The sequence below is a fragment of the Bradyrhizobium sp. P5_C12 genome (genome assembly GCF_054049735.1).
This window is the reverse complement of record NZ_JBFULU010000020.1, coordinates 64,687-79,726: the sequence shown is the minus strand read 5'-3', so window position 1 is coordinate 79,726 and position 15,040 is coordinate 64,687. Positions and strand designations below refer to the sequence as shown.

Below are 15,040 nucleotides of genomic sequence, written 5' to 3'. Positions count from 1 at the left end.
AACAGGAGGAGGCAACCCATGAAGACAAAATCGCTTTTGAGCACCGCATCGCTCGCGCTGGCGATCGCCGCATTCTCGGCGGGTGCGCAGGCCCAGATCGCGATCGGGCATCTCGCCGATTATTCCGGCGGCACCTCCGACGTCGGCACGCCCTACGGCCAGGCCGTCGCCGACACCTTCGCCTGGGTCAACAAGAATGGCGGCGTCGGCGGCAAGCAGGTCAATGTCGACACCAACGACTACGGCTACCAGGTGCCGCGCGCGATCGCGCTCTACAAGAAATGGTCGGCGCCGGACTCCAAGGTCGCTGCGATCATGGGCTGGGGCACCGCGGACACCGAGGCGCTGACCGGCTTCCTCGCCCAGGACAAGATCCCCGATATGTCCGGCTCCTACGCCGCCGCCCTCACCGATCCCGAGGGCGTCAGCGGCAAGGCCAAGCCCGCGCCGTACAATTTCTTCTATGGCCCGAGCTATTCGGACTCGCTGCGCGCGATGCTGATGTGGGCGGCCGAGGACTGGAAGGCCAAGGGCAAGCCCGGCAAGCCGAAATTCGTCCACATGGGCGCCAACCACCCCTATCCGAACGCGCCGAAGGCCGCGGGTGAAGCCATGGCGCAGGAGCTCGGCTTCGAGGTGCTGCCGCCGCTGGTGTTCGCGCTGACACCGGGCGACTACAGCGCGCAGTGCCTGAGCCTGAAATCCTCGGGTGCCAACTACGCCTATCTCGGCAACACCGCGGCTTCCAACATCTCGGTCCTGAAGGCCTGCAAGACCGCCGGCGTCGACATCCAGTTCCTCGGCAATGTCTGGGGCATGGACGAGAACGCCGCCAAGACCGCAGGCGATGCCGCCGACGGCGTGATCTTCCCCTTGCGCACCGCGGTGAGCTGGGGCGGCGATGCGCCCGGCATGAAGACGGTGATGGAGATCTCGAAGATGTCCGACCCCACCGGCAAGGTCTATCGCCCCGTGCACTACATCGCGGCCGTCTGCTCGGCGCTCTACATGAAGGAGGCGCTCGACTGGGCCGCCAAGAACGGCGGCGCCACCGGCGATAACGTGGCCAAGGGCTTTTACCAGAGGAAGGATTGGGTGCCGGCCGGCATGGAAGGCGTCTGCAATCCCTCGACCTGGACCGACAAGGACCACCGCGGCACGCTGAAGGTCGACCTCTATCGCACCAAGATCGCGGGTGCGACCGACGGCGACCTCAACGACCTCATGGCCAAGGGCGCGATCAAGCTCGAGAAGGTCAAGACCGTCGAGCTGCCGCGCAAGCCGGAATTGCTGGGGTGGTGAGCGACTAGTCCGTTCGTCGTTCCGGGGCGCCTCGAAGAGGCGAACCCGGAACCTCGAGATTCCGGGTTCGGTCCTGCGGACCGCCCCGGAATGACGGGATGAAGCTGTGACGACATCGAAAGAGTAGCTGACAATGACTGAAGCGGCTCACATCGAGCGCCCCTCGCCCAGCATCGTGCCCGCGCCGCCCCTGCTCGGCGTGCGCAACATCGAGGTCGTCTATGACGACGTCATCCTGGTGCTGCGGGGCCTCAGCCTCGACGTGCCCAAGGGCGCGATCGTGGCGCTGCTCGGCGCCAACGGGGCCGGCAAGTCGACGACGCTGAAGGCGATCTCGGGGCTGCTCAAGACCGAGGACGGCGAGGTCACGCGCGGCGATATCCTGTTCGAGGGCGAGCGCATCAACGGCATCGATCCCGACAAGATCGTCCGCCGCGGCATCTTCCAGGTGATGGAGGGCCGGCGCATCGTCGCCGACATGACGTCGCTGGAAAACCTCAAGCTCGGCGCTTTCACCCGCAGGGATCGCGAGGTCGGTGCCGATCTCGACATGGTCTTCAACTATTTCCCGCGCCTGAAGGAACGCACGGGGCTCGCCGGCTATCTCTCCGGCGGCGAGCAACAGATGCTCGCGATCGGCCGCGCGCTGATGGCGCGCCCGAAGATGATTTTGATGGACGAGCCGTCGATGGGCCTGTCGCCGCTGCTGGTGAAAGAGGTGTTCTCGATCATCCAGAAGATCAACCGCGACCTCGGCGTCACCATCCTGCTGGTCGAGCAGAACGCGCGCGCCGCGCTGTCGGTGGCGAGCCACGGCTACATCATGGAGCAGGGCAAGGTCGTGCTCGACGGCACCGCCGACGAGCTGCGCGACAACGAGGACGTCAAGGAATTCTATCTCGGCGGCGCCGGCGACCAGCGCAAGAGCTTCAAGAACCTCAAGAGCTTCAAGCGGCGCAAGCGCTGGCTATAGCGTTTTGAAGCGAAGTGGGAACCGGTTCGCGTGAAGACAACGCGTCAAAACAACAGATTCCTAGCTCAGCACCTGCTCCGCTTCGGTGACTGCGCAGAGAACATGATAGAACGACGACGCAGGAATGGTGTCGATCAGCGATTTGCCGTCGCGATCGAACTGATCGTACCAGCCGCCCCGCACGGGATGGCTGAGATAATGCCGTTCGAGCCGCACCAACGCCGCGCGCGCTTCGTCTGCCGCGCCCGGCTCGCCGGACTCGGCCTGCGCGATCCACGCCTTCGCGATCTCGGTCTGCGGCCACAGCCGGCGCGTGCCGCGGCGGATGTTGCCGGTGTCATCGCCCTCGTCGATGAGGCAGCCGGTGGCCTCGTCGCGATAGCGCAGCGCCGTCGCCAGCAGTTCGGCGCGCCGCTGTCCGGTCGGGCAGCCCGTGATGCGCTCAAAACCCTTCAGCAGCCAGACCCATTCCGCCTGATGGCCCGGCTCGACGCTGACCGGCTCGATCCTCGACCAGTCCTCCTCGAAATATTCGCCGAGCGCGCGCTTCTGCTTGTGGTAGAGACTGGCGAGGAACAGCGCGAAGAACTCGCCGGCGCGATTCTGGAACGACAGATCGTGGGTCGCGTCGAAACACGCGATCATCGCCTCGAACAGGTGCATGTGCGGATTCTGCCGCCGCGGCAGCGAGACCGGCAGACCTTCGTGGACGCCGCCATGCGGCGAGCGCAGATGGCCGTCGAGGAAGCCCAGCAGCGCATCGATCTCGGCGCGAATTTGCGCGTCCTTGTCGAGCGCATAGACGGTCGCCAGCGCAAACAGGATGAAGGCGTGGTCATAGGCGTCGCGCCGCGCGTCCAGCACCGTCCCCTCCGGTGTCAGCCGGTGCACGAAACCCGGCCGGCCGTCGGGCGCCTTCGCCTTCGCCAGCAGATGCTCCAGCCCCCTGAGCGCGATGGCGCGGCCGTCCGGATACCAGCCCATCTGCGCCGCCTTGGCGTAGCAATAGATCTGGCGGGCCTGCACGAACACGCGTCGCGGCGCGGCCACGTCCGCCGTGCCGTCGCGGTGCAACCGGTCGATGAAGCCGCCCGCGGCATGGTCCCAGCCGATGGTCGACCACAACGGCATCGCCTCGTCGATCATGCGTCGCTTCAGGCGCGCGACGACGTCAGCCGTGTCGTCCGCCGCAATGATTCGCTCGTCCGCCATCGCGCTCTCTCCACGCCCCGACAATGGCCGTCTGATACCCATGCCAGCGGCGGCGTGCAACCAACCCGGAAAGATCAGCCATGACCGCCCATTACGACGCCCTCGAGACGCGCGCGCAAGCCGCGCGCGAGGCCGAGCTGTTCTCCCGCCTGCCCGACGTGCTGCGCAGCGCGATGACCGCGCCCGCCTATGCCGAGCGCCTCAAGGGCTGCGACCCCGCCACCGTGGCCTCCAGAACGGCGCTGGCGGGCCTGCCGGTGCTGCGCAAGTCGGAACTGCCGGCCCTGCACAAGGCCTCCACGCCCTTCGGCGGCTTCGTGGCGGCGGCGCCGGGGTCGTTCGCCCGGCTCTTCACCTCGCCCGGTCCGATCTTCGAGCCGGAGGGGCGGCAGACCGATCCCTGGCGCGGCGCACGGGCGCTGTTCGCGGCCGGGTTCCGGGAGGGCGACGTGGTGCTGAACACCTTCAGCTACCACCTCACCCCCGGCGGCTTCATCTTCGATTCCTCGGCACGCGCGCTCGGCTGCGCGGTGATCCCAGCCGGCCCCGGCAACACCGAACAGCAGTTCGAGCTGATCGAGGCCTACCGGCCGGTCGGCTACAGCGGCACACCGGACTTCCTGAAGATATTGCTCGATGCCGCAGCAGCCTCGGGGCGCGACGTCTCCTCGATCAAGCGCGCGCTGGTGTCGGGCGCCGCCTTCCCGCCCTCGCTCCAGGCCGAGATCAAGGCGCGCGGCATCGACGCCTATCAGGCCTTCGGCACCGCCGATCTCGGCCTCATCGCCTTCGAGACCGCGGCGCGCGACGGCATGGTCGTGAACGAGGATCTGATCATGGAGATCGTCAAGCCCGGCACCGGCGATCCGGTCACGCCGGGCGACGTCGGCGAGATCGTGGTGACCTCGCTGGACCCGCACCATCCCTGGATCCGGCTCGCGCTCGGCGACCTCACCGCGGCGCTGCCGGGCCCAAGCCCGTGCGGGCGCACCAACATGCGCATCAAGGGCTGGCTGGGCCGCGCCGACCAGACCACCAAGGTCAAGGGCATGTTCGTCCGTCCCGAGCAGGTCGCCGAGATCGGCAAGCGCCATCCGGCGCTCGGGCGCTTGCGCCTCGTCGTCACGCGCCAGGGCGAGACCGATGCGATGACGCTGAGAGTGGAAACCGGGGCGGCGAGCGAAGCGTTGCGCGAGGAGATCGCAGGCACCTTGCGCGCGGTGACGAAACTCGGCGGAAGCGTCGAACTGGTCAGCCCCGGCGCACTGCCGAACGACGGCAAGGTGATCGCGGACGAGAGATAGCGCCCGTGGCGAATGACGAAGGCCGGTCCGGCTGAGCTTGACAAGCCGCCCGAAGGCGCTCCCCTTCGCTCACCGCCCCGGCGAGGCGTATCGCGAAAGACGTGCCTTCAAATCCTTGCCGACGATGGTCTCGCCGCAAACGCTGAGATGATCGAAATCCCTGTACATCAGGCAATCGCCGTTCAGCAGATTCATCGCACCCGGCTTGATGACGTCGAAGAACGATACATAGTCGAAGTCCCTGCGCTGCAGGCCGACGGCGCCGCTCAAGTGCTTCTCAAGCGCCAGGAAGATGTCCACCGTCACGGGATTGATCGGAAACCCTTCTCGCGCAACCTTCTTCATGCCTTCAAAGTCGCCGAAATTGATCCTCGGTTCGACGAAAGGACCCAGCCAAATCGCCCTGGTGATCCCGGACATGGCTTGCAGATAAGCCATCGTCTGGGCGATCGCGTCATCGTCGAAGTGGAATTTGCCGCCAAATCTCAGCAAATCGCCAGGCTCCTCCCGACCATTTTCGTCGAGCACGAGATGGGATCCGGAGAAATGCAGGATGACCGTCCCGACGGCCTCTCGATGGGCGGCCAAGAATTCGTCGAAGCCGAGATAGGGACATTCGCGTCTCGTGTTACGCCAGGGGCGACAGCCAGGGTTGATCAGGCCAACGACGAATTTGCCATAGTTGTTCCTGAACAGAGCGTTGTAGATGTTCATCCCATGGGAATCGCCGAGCACGACGGTCCCGGGTCCGAACCTCTTCGAGCAATCGACGAGCCGGTCCCATGCGGCGGGCTCGAGCTGCGTCATCCAGAACACGCAATCGCCATCCGTGCCCATGTCGCGCGTCAGCTCGCCCCCCGTGTTGCGCACGAGCAATTGGTAGAGACGGCGGCTATCGTCGCCGCTGAAGTAAAGGCCCTGTTTCTCGAATCCATTCGTGGCGATCCCGGCGATGCCGGCGCCGGCCAGGCAGGATATTCCGAGTGAGCAAAGCCCGATCAGCGCCGGCCTTCTCAGCCATTTGCGATCTCTGGCCGGTTGTTCGACAAAGCGGTAGGTCAAGACGGCAAGCACGAGAGAAATCGCCGTCAGCGCAAACGCCACGCCGATACTGGGGCGGTCGAAGCCGTTCAATCTGGCGAAGACGAACACCGGCTGGTGCCATAGATAGGCACTGTAGCTGACGAGCCCGATTGCGACGGGAATCCGACTTCCGAGCAGCTTGCCGGTTACCGTCCGTGTGGTTGCGAATGCGACGACGAGGCAGGCTCCGAGCACGGGGGCGAGAGAGCGAAAACCGGGATATTTGAACCCGCCGTGCTCGAAGAGGCCGAAGGCAATAAGCCCGATTCCAACGAGCACCATGGTGTCGAGCACTGCGTTCGACAGCCGAGCCCGCAGCTTCGTCATGGGCCACAAAGCCAAAACAGCGCCCATGAGCAACTCCCAGAGGCGGCTTGGGATCAGATAGAAGGTGGCTTCCCTGGTCTGGGGTCCCCATTGGGCATAGCTGATGCTGGCAACCGCAATCGCGGCGAGCAGCACCCCGGCCCATCTTCGACCAAATTTCAGCGCGCCCATCAGGAGAACGGGGAAGACGAGATAGAACTGCTCTTCGACGCCGAGGCTCCACGTGTGCAACAGCGGCTTCAGCTCGGCTATCCGGTCAAAGTAGCCGCTCTGCGACCAGAAAAACACATTCGACACGAACAGGCAGACCGCGATCACGCTCTGCGAGAATTCGAGCACCTCGCGCGGAAGCATGAGCAGGACAACGAGGGGGATGCAGACCAGCACGACCACGATGAGCGCCGGCAATATTCTCCGCGCTCGTCTTTCGTAAAAGGCCGCAAACGTGAACCGGCCCTGCTCCATCTCGGGGCCGATGATGGAGGTGATCAGATAGCCGCTGATGACGAAGAATATGTCGACGCCGAGATAGCCGCCGGGAATCGCCTTGATGCCCGCATGGAAGAGGATCACCGAGAGAACGGCGATCGCTCTAAGACCATCTATTTCGGGGCGATATTCCACCTAGGCTCAGTTCGATTTCGACAGCCGATAATTGCCGAGATAGAGCACGTCCAGCCCCGAGCAGAAATAGGTGTGCAGCGCCTCCAGCGGCGCGTTCACGGTCGGCTGCTCGTTGATGTTGAGGCTGGTGTTGATCAGAACGGGCAGCGAGGTCGCTTTCGCGAACTCGCCGATCAGGCGGCTGTAGAGCGGATTGCTGTCCGCATGGACGCTCTGGATACGCGCGGTGTTGTCGACATGGACCACCGCAGGCATGGTCTCGGCAACCTTCCCGTTGACCGGAAACGTCACCACCATGAACGGCGCGTCGAACGTGTCCTCGAAATACTCGGCCTGGCGCTCGTACAGCACCGAGGGGCAGAACGGCCGGAACTCCTCGCGATATTTGATGGTGAGGTTGATGCGGTCCTTCATGCTTGCCTGGCGCGGATCGGCCAGGATCGAGCGGTTGCCGAGCGCGCGCGGACCATACTCCATCCGCCCCTGGAACCAGCCCACCGTCTTCTGCTCCGTCAGATCGGTGACGCAGCGCGACACGGGATCGTCGAGCCGTTCGAACCGCGCACCGATCTTGTCCAGCGTGTCCCTGATCGTGTCGTTGGAATATTCCGGGCCCCAATAGGCGTGGGTCAGCGGCGCGATCGCGTGGCCCGCCTCCGCGCATTTCATCATCGCGGCGCCCAGCGCCACGCCCGCGTCGTGCGGCACCGGCGGAACGTAGAGGCGCTTCACCTGCGGCTCGGCCGCGATCTCCATGTTCATCTTGCAATTCAGCCCGACGCCGCCGGCGATGCAGACATCGCCGCAGCCGGTCTCTTTGATCGCGGAACGGATCACCTCGGTGGTGACGATCTCGAGCTGCTTCTGGCCGCTCGCGGCGATATTGGTCAGCCGCTGGTCGAGCGGCTGGCCGCGCAGCCGCCGCGGGCCCAAAATCTCTTCCATCTTCTCGGTGAAGATGCGCTCCTGCCGCGTCGAGAAATCGCTGGTGAAGATCTCGGCGTCGCGCCGGCGCTTATCGAGCTCGGGATCGAGCTCGTAGTCGATGCCATTGGGACGCAGCAGCTTGGCGAACTTGTCGAGATAGTCCGGGCTGCCATAGGACGACAGGCCCATGACCTTGTACTCGTCATTGGTCATCTGGTAGCCGAGATACTGGGTCAGCATCCCGTAATAGAGACCGAGACTGTTGTGGCGGCCGAACCGCGTCAGCACGCGGAAGTCGTTGCCGCGCGCATGCGCGACGAGGCCGGAGCTGGAGTCGCCCGAAAAGTCGAAGCAGGCGACGGTCGCCTCGGAAAAACCGGACCCGTAGAACGAGCTCGCCGCGTGACAGAGGTGATGGTCGTAGAGCTCGATCTTCGGGCTGTGTCCGAACTGATACCTGAAGTATTCGGTGAGGCGCTGCGTGTAGTTTGTGTAGGTCTTCAGCGGCGAGCAGATCCAGTCGACGTCGCGCATGGTGATGCCGGCCTGCTTCAGGCAGAAGCCGATTGCGCCGCGCGGCAGCTCGCCGCGCGCATGTTTCGCCAGCGTGAAGCGCTCCTCCTCGGCCGCGGCGATCAATTCGCCGTCGCGCAGCAGCACCGCCGCACCGTCGTGGTGGCCGTGCTTGATCCCCGAGCTGATTCCGATCACATACATGTCGTGTAGACCCCTTGGGAGCCTTCTACAGAAACCGCGGCCAATGTAAATCGGCCGCGGCCACGGCGGAGGCGCTTGACGGCGGCCATTTTGGCGCGACGCCGCGGGCCCAGGAACCTTGCATCGCCCCTGCTGCTCCCGTATTACCAACCCTGCTACGATATGGCCTGGAATTGGCCCTTCCTGGACCCCAAAACGTGCTTGAACGAACCCTCGTCACCATCGCCGAGACCGAGACCATTGAGGAAGCCTTCCGGCGCCTGAATGCCAACATGCTCGGCATCCTGTTCGCGCAGGACGCGAGCGGACGAATCGTCGGTGCGGTGACCGACGGCGACATCCGCAGGCGCATGCTGACCGGCACCACGATCCAGGACCTGGTTGCGCCTTGCATCAATCGCAACTTCGTCTGGGCGAGGGCCGGCGGGCCGCGTGAGCAGATCCTCAAGCTGCTCGACCAGCGTGTGCACGTCGTGCCGATTCTCGATGGCGAGGGACGGCTGGTCGACGTGCTCAGCCGCGAGCTGTTCAACCTCTCGGAGGAGAGCGAGGTGTTCGCGCGCGCCCGCTCGCCGGTGCGGATCAGCTTCTCCGGCGGCGGCACCGATCTGACGCATTACTTCGTGGCGAATGACGGCGGCGCGGTCATCAACGCCACCATCAAGATGTACGCCCATGCGACGTTGCGGCGCCGGAGCGATGCCCGCATCAGGATCTATTCGCACGATTTCCGCCGCACGGTGGAGGCCGACGATCTCGCCGACCTCGGCACAGGCGGCGATCTCGCGCTGATCAAGTCGGTGGTGCGCCTGATCAAGCCGGCTTACGGATTCGAGCTCGAGGTCTCCGCCGACTTCCCGGTGGGTTCCGGCCTCGGCGGCTCGGCGGTGGTCTCCTCCGCCATCATCGGCTGCTTCAACGAATTCCGCAGCGATCAGTGGGACCGCCATGAGGTCGCCGAGATGGCGTTCCAGGCCGAGCGGCTGATGCTCAATATCCCCGGCGGCTGGCAGGATCAGTACGCCACCGTGTTCGGCGGCTTCAATCACATGGAGTTCTTCTCCGACCAGAACACCATCGTGCCGCTTCGTCTCGATCCCAACATCATCGCTGAGCTCGAAGAAAGCCTGGTGCTCTGCTACACCGGCTCAGGCCGCGATTCCGGGGCCATCCATCGTGACCAGAAGGCCCAGCACGAGACCAGCGACGCGGTCGCGGCAGCGGCCCGGCAGAAGGAAGTGACGCGCGATATAAGGCGGCATCTCCTGCGCGGCCAGCTCCTGGAATGCGGCCGGCTGATCGACGAAGCCTGGCACGCCAAGCGGAAGCTGAGTTCCAAGATCTCGTCGGACGAGCTCGATACGATCTACGATTTCGCCAAGCAGCACGGCGCGGTGGGCGGCAAGCTGCTGGGCGCCGGCGGCGGCGGTTATTTCATGTTCTTCGTGCGTCCGTTCGAGCGCTACCAGCTGATCGCGGCGCTGGAACAGCGCGGGCATGGCTGCTCGCGCATCATGTTCGAAGAGAATGGTCTGCGGACGTGGAAATCGCGCTTTCCCTCGCGATCCGCCTGACCCATGTGAGACGAGAATGTTGATGACTCCGCCCAAACAGATCGCCCGGGTCCGCATCGGCAACCGCCTTCTGGGCGATGGCGAGCCCTGCTACGTCATCGCCGAGATCGGCAACAACCATAATGGCGACTTCGATCGCGCCATCGCGCTGGTCGATGCCGCGGTCGCGGCCGGCGCCGACTGCGCGAAATTCCAGATGCGCAAGCTCGACGAGGTATATCGCGCATCCAGCCTCTCCGGCAAGGACGACGACCTCGCCGTCGAGTACACGCTCGATCTCCTGCGCCGCTTCGAGCTGCCCACCGATCAGCAAAAGAAGATCGCGGATTACTGCGCGGCGAAAGGCATCCAGTATCTCTGCACGCCCTGGGACGCGAACAGCGTCGCCGTGCTCGAAGGCTTTGGCGTGCAGGCCTACAAGGTCGCATCCGCCGACCTCACCAATCTGCCGCTGCTCGCCAAGCTCGCAGCCACCGGCAAGACGCTGATCGTGTCGACCGGCATGAGCACGACGGCCGAGATCAAGACCGCGGCAGAATTCCTCGACGAGCGCAATGCGGGCTACGTGCTCCTGCACTGCCAGAGCACCTATCCCGCCGCGCTCCACAACATCCATCTGCGTTTCATGGAAACGCTCCGCGAGATCCACCCCGTCGTCGGCTATTCCGGCCACGAACGCGGTATCGCCGTCTCGACGGCCGCGGTGGCCCTCGGCGCCATCGTTATCGAGCGCCACATCACCCTCGACCGCGAGATGGAAGGCCCGGACCATGCCGCGAGCCTCGAGCCCGAGGAATTCAAGGCGCTGGTCGCGGGCATCCGCGAGGTCGAGGCGGCGCGCGGCGAGAAACTCGCCGAGCGCGCGCTGAGCCAGGGCGAATTGATCAATCGCGAAAATCTCGCCAAGAGCCTGGTGGCCGCGCGCGAGCTTCCGGCCGGCACCGTGATCTCCGAAAGCGACATCGCCGTGAAGAGCCCGGGACAGGGTCTGTCGCCGCTGAAGATGCCGGCGCTGCTCGGCCGCAAGCTGTCGCGGACGATGGCAGCCGACGATTATTTCTTCCAGAGCGACATCGCCGACGGCGCGGCGAAGGCGCGGCGCTACCGCTTCGACCGGCCCTGGGGCGTACCGGTGCGCTACCACGACACCGAGCGCTTCCTGGAGATCTGCGAGCCCGACATCATCGAATTCCATCTCAGCTACAGCGACATGGAGCGCGATCCCGCAGCCTATCTCTCCGGCACCTATGATCTTGGCTTCGTGGTGCATGCGCCGGAGCTGTTTGCCGGCTCCAAGCTGATGGACCTCGCAACGCCCGACGAGGCGCTCAGGCGCTATTCGCTGGAGCAGACGCAAGCGGTGATCGACATCACCCGCGGCCTGAAGAAGTTCTTTCCCAAGACCAGGCGCCCGCCCATCGTCGCCAATATCGGCGGCTTCACCATGGACGAGCCGCTGCCGCCGGAGGAAAAGGCCGAGCGCTATCGCATCTTCGCGCAGAGCCTGAAGGAGCTCGACATGGCGGGTGTCGAGCTGACGCCGCAGACCATGGCGCCGTTCCCCTGGCATTTCGGCGGGCAGCGCCACCAGAACATCTTCATTTTCCCGGAGGAATCCGCCGCCTTCTGCGCCAAGCACGATCTGCGGATGTGCGTGGATATCTCCCACACCAAGCTCGCCGCCAACCATTTCGGCTTCGACTTTGCGCAAGGCCTGGCGCAGCTCGGTCCGCACACCGCGCATCTGCATTTCGGCGACGCCAAGGGGCTCGACGGCGAAGGCCTCCAGGTCGGCGACGGCGAGATCGATTTCGACGAGATCGGAAAGGTGCTGCGCAAGCATGCGCCGACCGCGTCGTTCATTCCCGAGATCTGGCAGGGCCACAAGAACATGGGCGAAGGCTTCTGGACCGCGCTTGAGCGTCTCGAGGGGCACATCTGATGGCGCGCAAGACGCTGGCCGTGATCGCCGCGCGCGGCGGCTCCAAGGGCATTCCGCACAAGAACCTGCTCGATCTCTGCGGCAAGCCGCTGATCGCCTGGACGGTCGAGCAGGCACGCGCGGCGCGCGGCGTCGACGTGGTGGCGGTCTCTTCCGACAGCGACGATATCCTCGCCGCGGCCGAAGCGGCCGGTGCCGTCGGCGTGCGCCGCCCCGATGACATCTCGGGCGACCTCGCCTCCTCCGAATCCGCCTGGCTGCATGCGCTCGATTCCGTCGACGCGCGCATGGGCCGATTCGACCGCGTCGTCGCGCTCCAGGCGACCTCGCCGATCCGCGAATCCGTCGACATCGAACGGGCGCTGGAGACGTTCGACCGCGAGCATCTCGACAGCCTGCTTTCGGTGTGCGAGGTCGAGGATTACTTCAACTGGCGGATCGGCGCGAGCGGCCCGGAGCCGATCAACTACGACTTTCGCAATCGCCGCATGCGGCAGCAGATCGAAAAGCGCTATCTCGAAAACGGCTCGTTCTACGTTCTCATCCCCTCACTCCTGCGCGAGCAGAGCAATCGTCTCGGCGGCAAGATCGGCTTTCACGTGATGGAGCGTCACAAGATGTTCCAGATCGACCGCCCGGAAGACGTCAAGCTCTGTGCCGCCATCATGCGCAGTTACGGTTATGCCTGACCTCAGCGCGTTCTCTCTCGCAGGAAAGATCGCGGTCGTGACCGGCGCCTCGCGCGGCATTGGCGCTGCGATTGCGACCGGCCTGCAAGACGCGGGGGCCACGGTGTTCGGCCTCAGCCGTTCCGGGACCGCGCCTCAGGGCGTGACCGCGATTGCCTGCGATCTCTCCGACGACGCGGCGATCGAGAGCGCATTCCGCACCGTGGCCGCACAAGGCGACCGCATCGACGCGCTGGTCAACGCCGCCGGCATCAGTCTTCCGGCCCAGAGCGCCGAAAGCGAGCTCGCGCGCTTTCGCGCCACGGTCGCGACCGACCTCACCGGCGTCTACGCCACCATCCTTGCCGCTCATCCGCTCTTGAAGAATGCGGGCTCCGCCGCGATCATCAACGTCACCAGCATCAATTCGGTGCGCGGCTTCCCCGGCAATCCCGGTTACGTGGCGGCCAAGGCCGGACTCGCCGGGCTGACGCGCGCGCTCGCGGCCGACTATGCGCCCGACGGCATCCGCGTCAACGCGCTCGCACCGGGATATGTGGCGACCGAGATGACGGCAGCGAGCTTCGCCGATCCTGTCATGCACGAGGCAAGGCGCCGCCACACCATGCTCGGCCGATGGGGACAGCCCGCCGACATGGTGGGCGCCGCGATCTTTCTGGCCTCGTCTGCCTCGATCTATGTGACCGGCCAGGAGATCTTTGTCGACGGCGGCTGGACCACAAAAGGCCTCGCAATCAGTTCGGACAGCAAATCGTGACTGCAACGCTGCAACGCATCGGCTTCATGCAGGGACGCCTGTCGGCTCTCGTCGACGGCAAGATCCAGGCGTTCCCGTGGAATGAATGGCGCGAGGAATTTCCCCGCGCGAAGGCGCTCGGCCTGACGCGGATGGAATGGACCATCGACCAGGAGCGGTTGCGCGAGAACCCGCTGACGACCGAGCAGGGACAGCAGGAGATACTCGCGCTGTCACGCGACAACGGCGTTCGAATCCCGAGCCTCACCGGCGACTGCTTCATGCAGGCGCCGTTCTGGAAGGTCGACGCCGTCGTGCGCGACGCGCTCGTCGCCGACCTCGATCTCCTAATCGCCGCCTGCAGCCGGATCGGCATTGAATTCGTCGTGATCCCGCTGGTCGACAACGGCAAGATCGAACGCAAGAGCGAGAGCGATACGTTGAAGCGCGTGCTGCTCGCACGCTGCGAGCAGCTTGCACGGCGGAACGTCAAGATCGTGTTCGAATCCGATCTGCCGCCGCAAGAGCTCGCCCGGTTCATGGAGGCCTTTCCGGCCGACGTCTTCGGCATCAATTACGACAGCGGCAACAGCGCCTCGCTCGGCTATGACAGCGGCGAGGAGATCGACGCTTACGCGTCGCGCATCCTCAATGTGCATGTGAAGGACCGCATTCGCGGCGGCACCACCGTGCCGCTCGGCACCGGCAACGCGGACCTCGCCAGCACCATCCGGCTGATCGAGCGGTCCGGCTACAAAGGACAATACATCCTGCAAACCGCGCGCGCCGCCGACGGCGGTCATGCCGGTGCGCTGGCGCAATATCGCGACATGACGATCGGCTGGATCGAGGACGCCGCACGATGAAGCTCGAGCTGAACGATCGCGTCGCCCTCGTCACCGGCGCCAGCCGCGGGATCGGGCTTGCGATCGCGACGTCGCTCGCCGCGGAAGGTGCCAAGGTCGCGCTCGCTGCGCGTGGCGCCGATGCGCTGAATGCCGCGCGTGCGGCCATTGGCGGCAGCGCATCCGTCCATGTCGCCGACGCGACCGATCCCAATGCTGCGAAAGCGCTGGTCGAGAATGTCGAGAAGCAATGGGGCCAGCTCGATATCCTGGTCTGCAACGTCGGCAGCGGTGCATCCGTGCCGCCGGGGAAGGAAACCGCGGCCGAGTGGTTGCGGGTCATGGACCTCAATCTTTTTGCGACGACCAATATCATCGAGGCCGCGCGCCCATTGATGGCGCGCGGCAGCGGTGACCGCGCCATCGTCTGCATCTCCTCGATTGCAGGCATGGCGGCGCTTGGCGCGCCCGTCACTTACTACGCCGCGAAAGCCGCGCTGAATGCGACCGTGCGCGGTCTGGCGCGCCCGCTGGCGCTCGAAGGCATTCGCATCAACGCGGTTGCGCCGGGCAATATCCTGGCCGCAGACGGCACCTGGGCGCGCAAGCTCGCGGAGAACAGCGCTGCGGTCGAGGAAATGCTTGTGCGGGAGGTGGCGCTGCGCCGGCTGGGCAAGCCGGAAGAGGTCGCCGACCTCGTCGCCTTCCTCGCCTCGCCTCGCGCGGCGTTCATCACCGGCAGCGTCATGGTCGCGGACGGCGGCCAGCTCAGAAGCTGAACAGGA

General features: G+C 65.1%; 12 protein-coding genes. 9 read left to right on the top strand and 3 right to left on the bottom strand.

Going from position 1 to position 15,040, the window contains the following annotated elements; genetic code table 11:
* The first annotated feature begins 18 nt into the window (after positions 1-18).
* Together ACXJMY_RS19410 and ACXJMY_RS19405 are read left to right on the top strand one after the other, a co-directional pair.
* Complete coding sequence (locus ACXJMY_RS19410; protein WP_456620946.1) at positions 19-1,302, top strand: ABC transporter substrate-binding protein; 1,284 nt, start codon at positions 19-21, stop codon at positions 1,300-1,302.
* Between the two features lie 133 nt (positions 1,303-1,435).
* The gene (locus ACXJMY_RS19405; RefSeq protein WP_456620945.1) at positions 1,436-2,275 is read left to right on the top strand and encodes an ABC transporter ATP-binding protein; all 840 of its coding nucleotides are present in this window, start codon (positions 1,436-1,438) and stop codon (positions 2,273-2,275) included.
* A gap of 60 nt (positions 2,276-2,335) precedes the next feature.
* Here ACXJMY_RS19405 and ACXJMY_RS19400 read toward each other — a convergent pair whose 3' ends face one another.
* Entirely contained in the window at positions 2,336-3,487 is a 1,152-nt protein-coding gene (locus ACXJMY_RS19400) for an AGE family epimerase/isomerase (protein WP_456620944.1), read from the bottom strand.
* An 80-nt stretch (positions 3,488-3,567) separates the two neighbouring features.
* Between ACXJMY_RS19400 and ACXJMY_RS19395 the strand changes: the two genes are divergently transcribed.
* Positions 3,568-4,791: a phenylacetate--CoA ligase family protein gene (locus tag ACXJMY_RS19395; RefSeq protein ID WP_456620943.1), complete on the top strand. Its 1,224-nt coding sequence runs from the start codon at positions 3,568-3,570 to the stop codon at positions 4,789-4,791.
* Positions 4,792-4,860: 69 nt separating this feature from the next.
* Here ACXJMY_RS19395 and ACXJMY_RS19390 read toward each other — a convergent pair whose 3' ends face one another.
* Together ACXJMY_RS19390 and ACXJMY_RS19385 are read right to left on the bottom strand one after the other, a co-directional pair.
* Positions 4,861-6,825: an acyltransferase family protein gene (locus ACXJMY_RS19390; protein WP_456620942.1), complete on the bottom strand. Its 1,965-nt coding sequence runs from the start codon at positions 6,823-6,825 to the stop codon at positions 4,861-4,863.
* A gap of 6 nt (positions 6,826-6,831) precedes the next feature.
* Positions 6,832-8,469: a carbamoyltransferase family protein gene (locus tag ACXJMY_RS19385; RefSeq protein ID WP_456620941.1), complete on the bottom strand. Its 1,638-nt coding sequence runs from the start codon at positions 8,467-8,469 to the stop codon at positions 6,832-6,834.
* A 197-nt stretch (positions 8,470-8,666) separates the two neighbouring features.
* On the opposite strand from ACXJMY_RS19385, the gene ACXJMY_RS19380 reads away from it, so the two are divergent.
* Genes ACXJMY_RS19380 through ACXJMY_RS19355 form a run of 6 tightly spaced genes read left to right on the top strand, consistent with a single transcriptional unit; the run spans position 8,667 to position 15,034 of the window.
* Positions 8,667-10,043: a GHMP family kinase ATP-binding protein gene (locus tag ACXJMY_RS19380; protein ID WP_456620940.1), complete on the top strand. Its 1,377-nt coding sequence runs from the start codon at positions 8,667-8,669 to the stop codon at positions 10,041-10,043.
* 22 nt (positions 10,044-10,065) lie between these two features.
* Positions 10,066-11,985 carry an N-acetylneuraminate synthase family protein gene (locus ACXJMY_RS19375; RefSeq protein ID WP_456620939.1) on the top strand — a complete coding sequence of 640 codons (1,920 nt, stop codon included), beginning with the start codon at positions 10,066-10,068 and terminating at the stop codon, positions 11,983-11,985.
* Positions 11,985-12,674, top strand: coding sequence for an acylneuraminate cytidylyltransferase family protein (locus tag ACXJMY_RS19370; RefSeq protein WP_456620938.1), 690 nt, complete (start codon positions 11,985-11,987; stop codon positions 12,672-12,674). Before ACXJMY_RS19375 ends, ACXJMY_RS19370 begins: the two co-directional genes overlap by 1 nt.
* Complete coding sequence (locus tag ACXJMY_RS19365) at positions 12,667-13,431, top strand: SDR family oxidoreductase (protein ID WP_456620937.1); 765 nt, start codon at positions 12,667-12,669, stop codon at positions 13,429-13,431. Before ACXJMY_RS19370 ends, ACXJMY_RS19365 begins: the two co-directional genes overlap by 8 nt.
* Positions 13,428-14,276 carry a sugar phosphate isomerase/epimerase family protein gene (locus tag ACXJMY_RS19360; protein ID WP_456620936.1) on the top strand — a complete coding sequence of 283 codons (849 nt, stop codon included), beginning with the start codon at positions 13,428-13,430 and terminating at the stop codon, positions 14,274-14,276. The genes ACXJMY_RS19365 and ACXJMY_RS19360 overlap by 4 nt, the downstream gene beginning before the upstream one ends.
* Positions 14,273-15,034, top strand: a complete 762-nt coding sequence (locus ACXJMY_RS19355; protein ID WP_456620935.1) for an SDR family NAD(P)-dependent oxidoreductase — start codon at positions 14,273-14,275, stop codon at positions 15,032-15,034. The genes ACXJMY_RS19360 and ACXJMY_RS19355 overlap by 4 nt, the downstream gene beginning before the upstream one ends.
* The last annotated feature ends 6 nt before the right edge of the window (positions 15,035-15,040 follow it).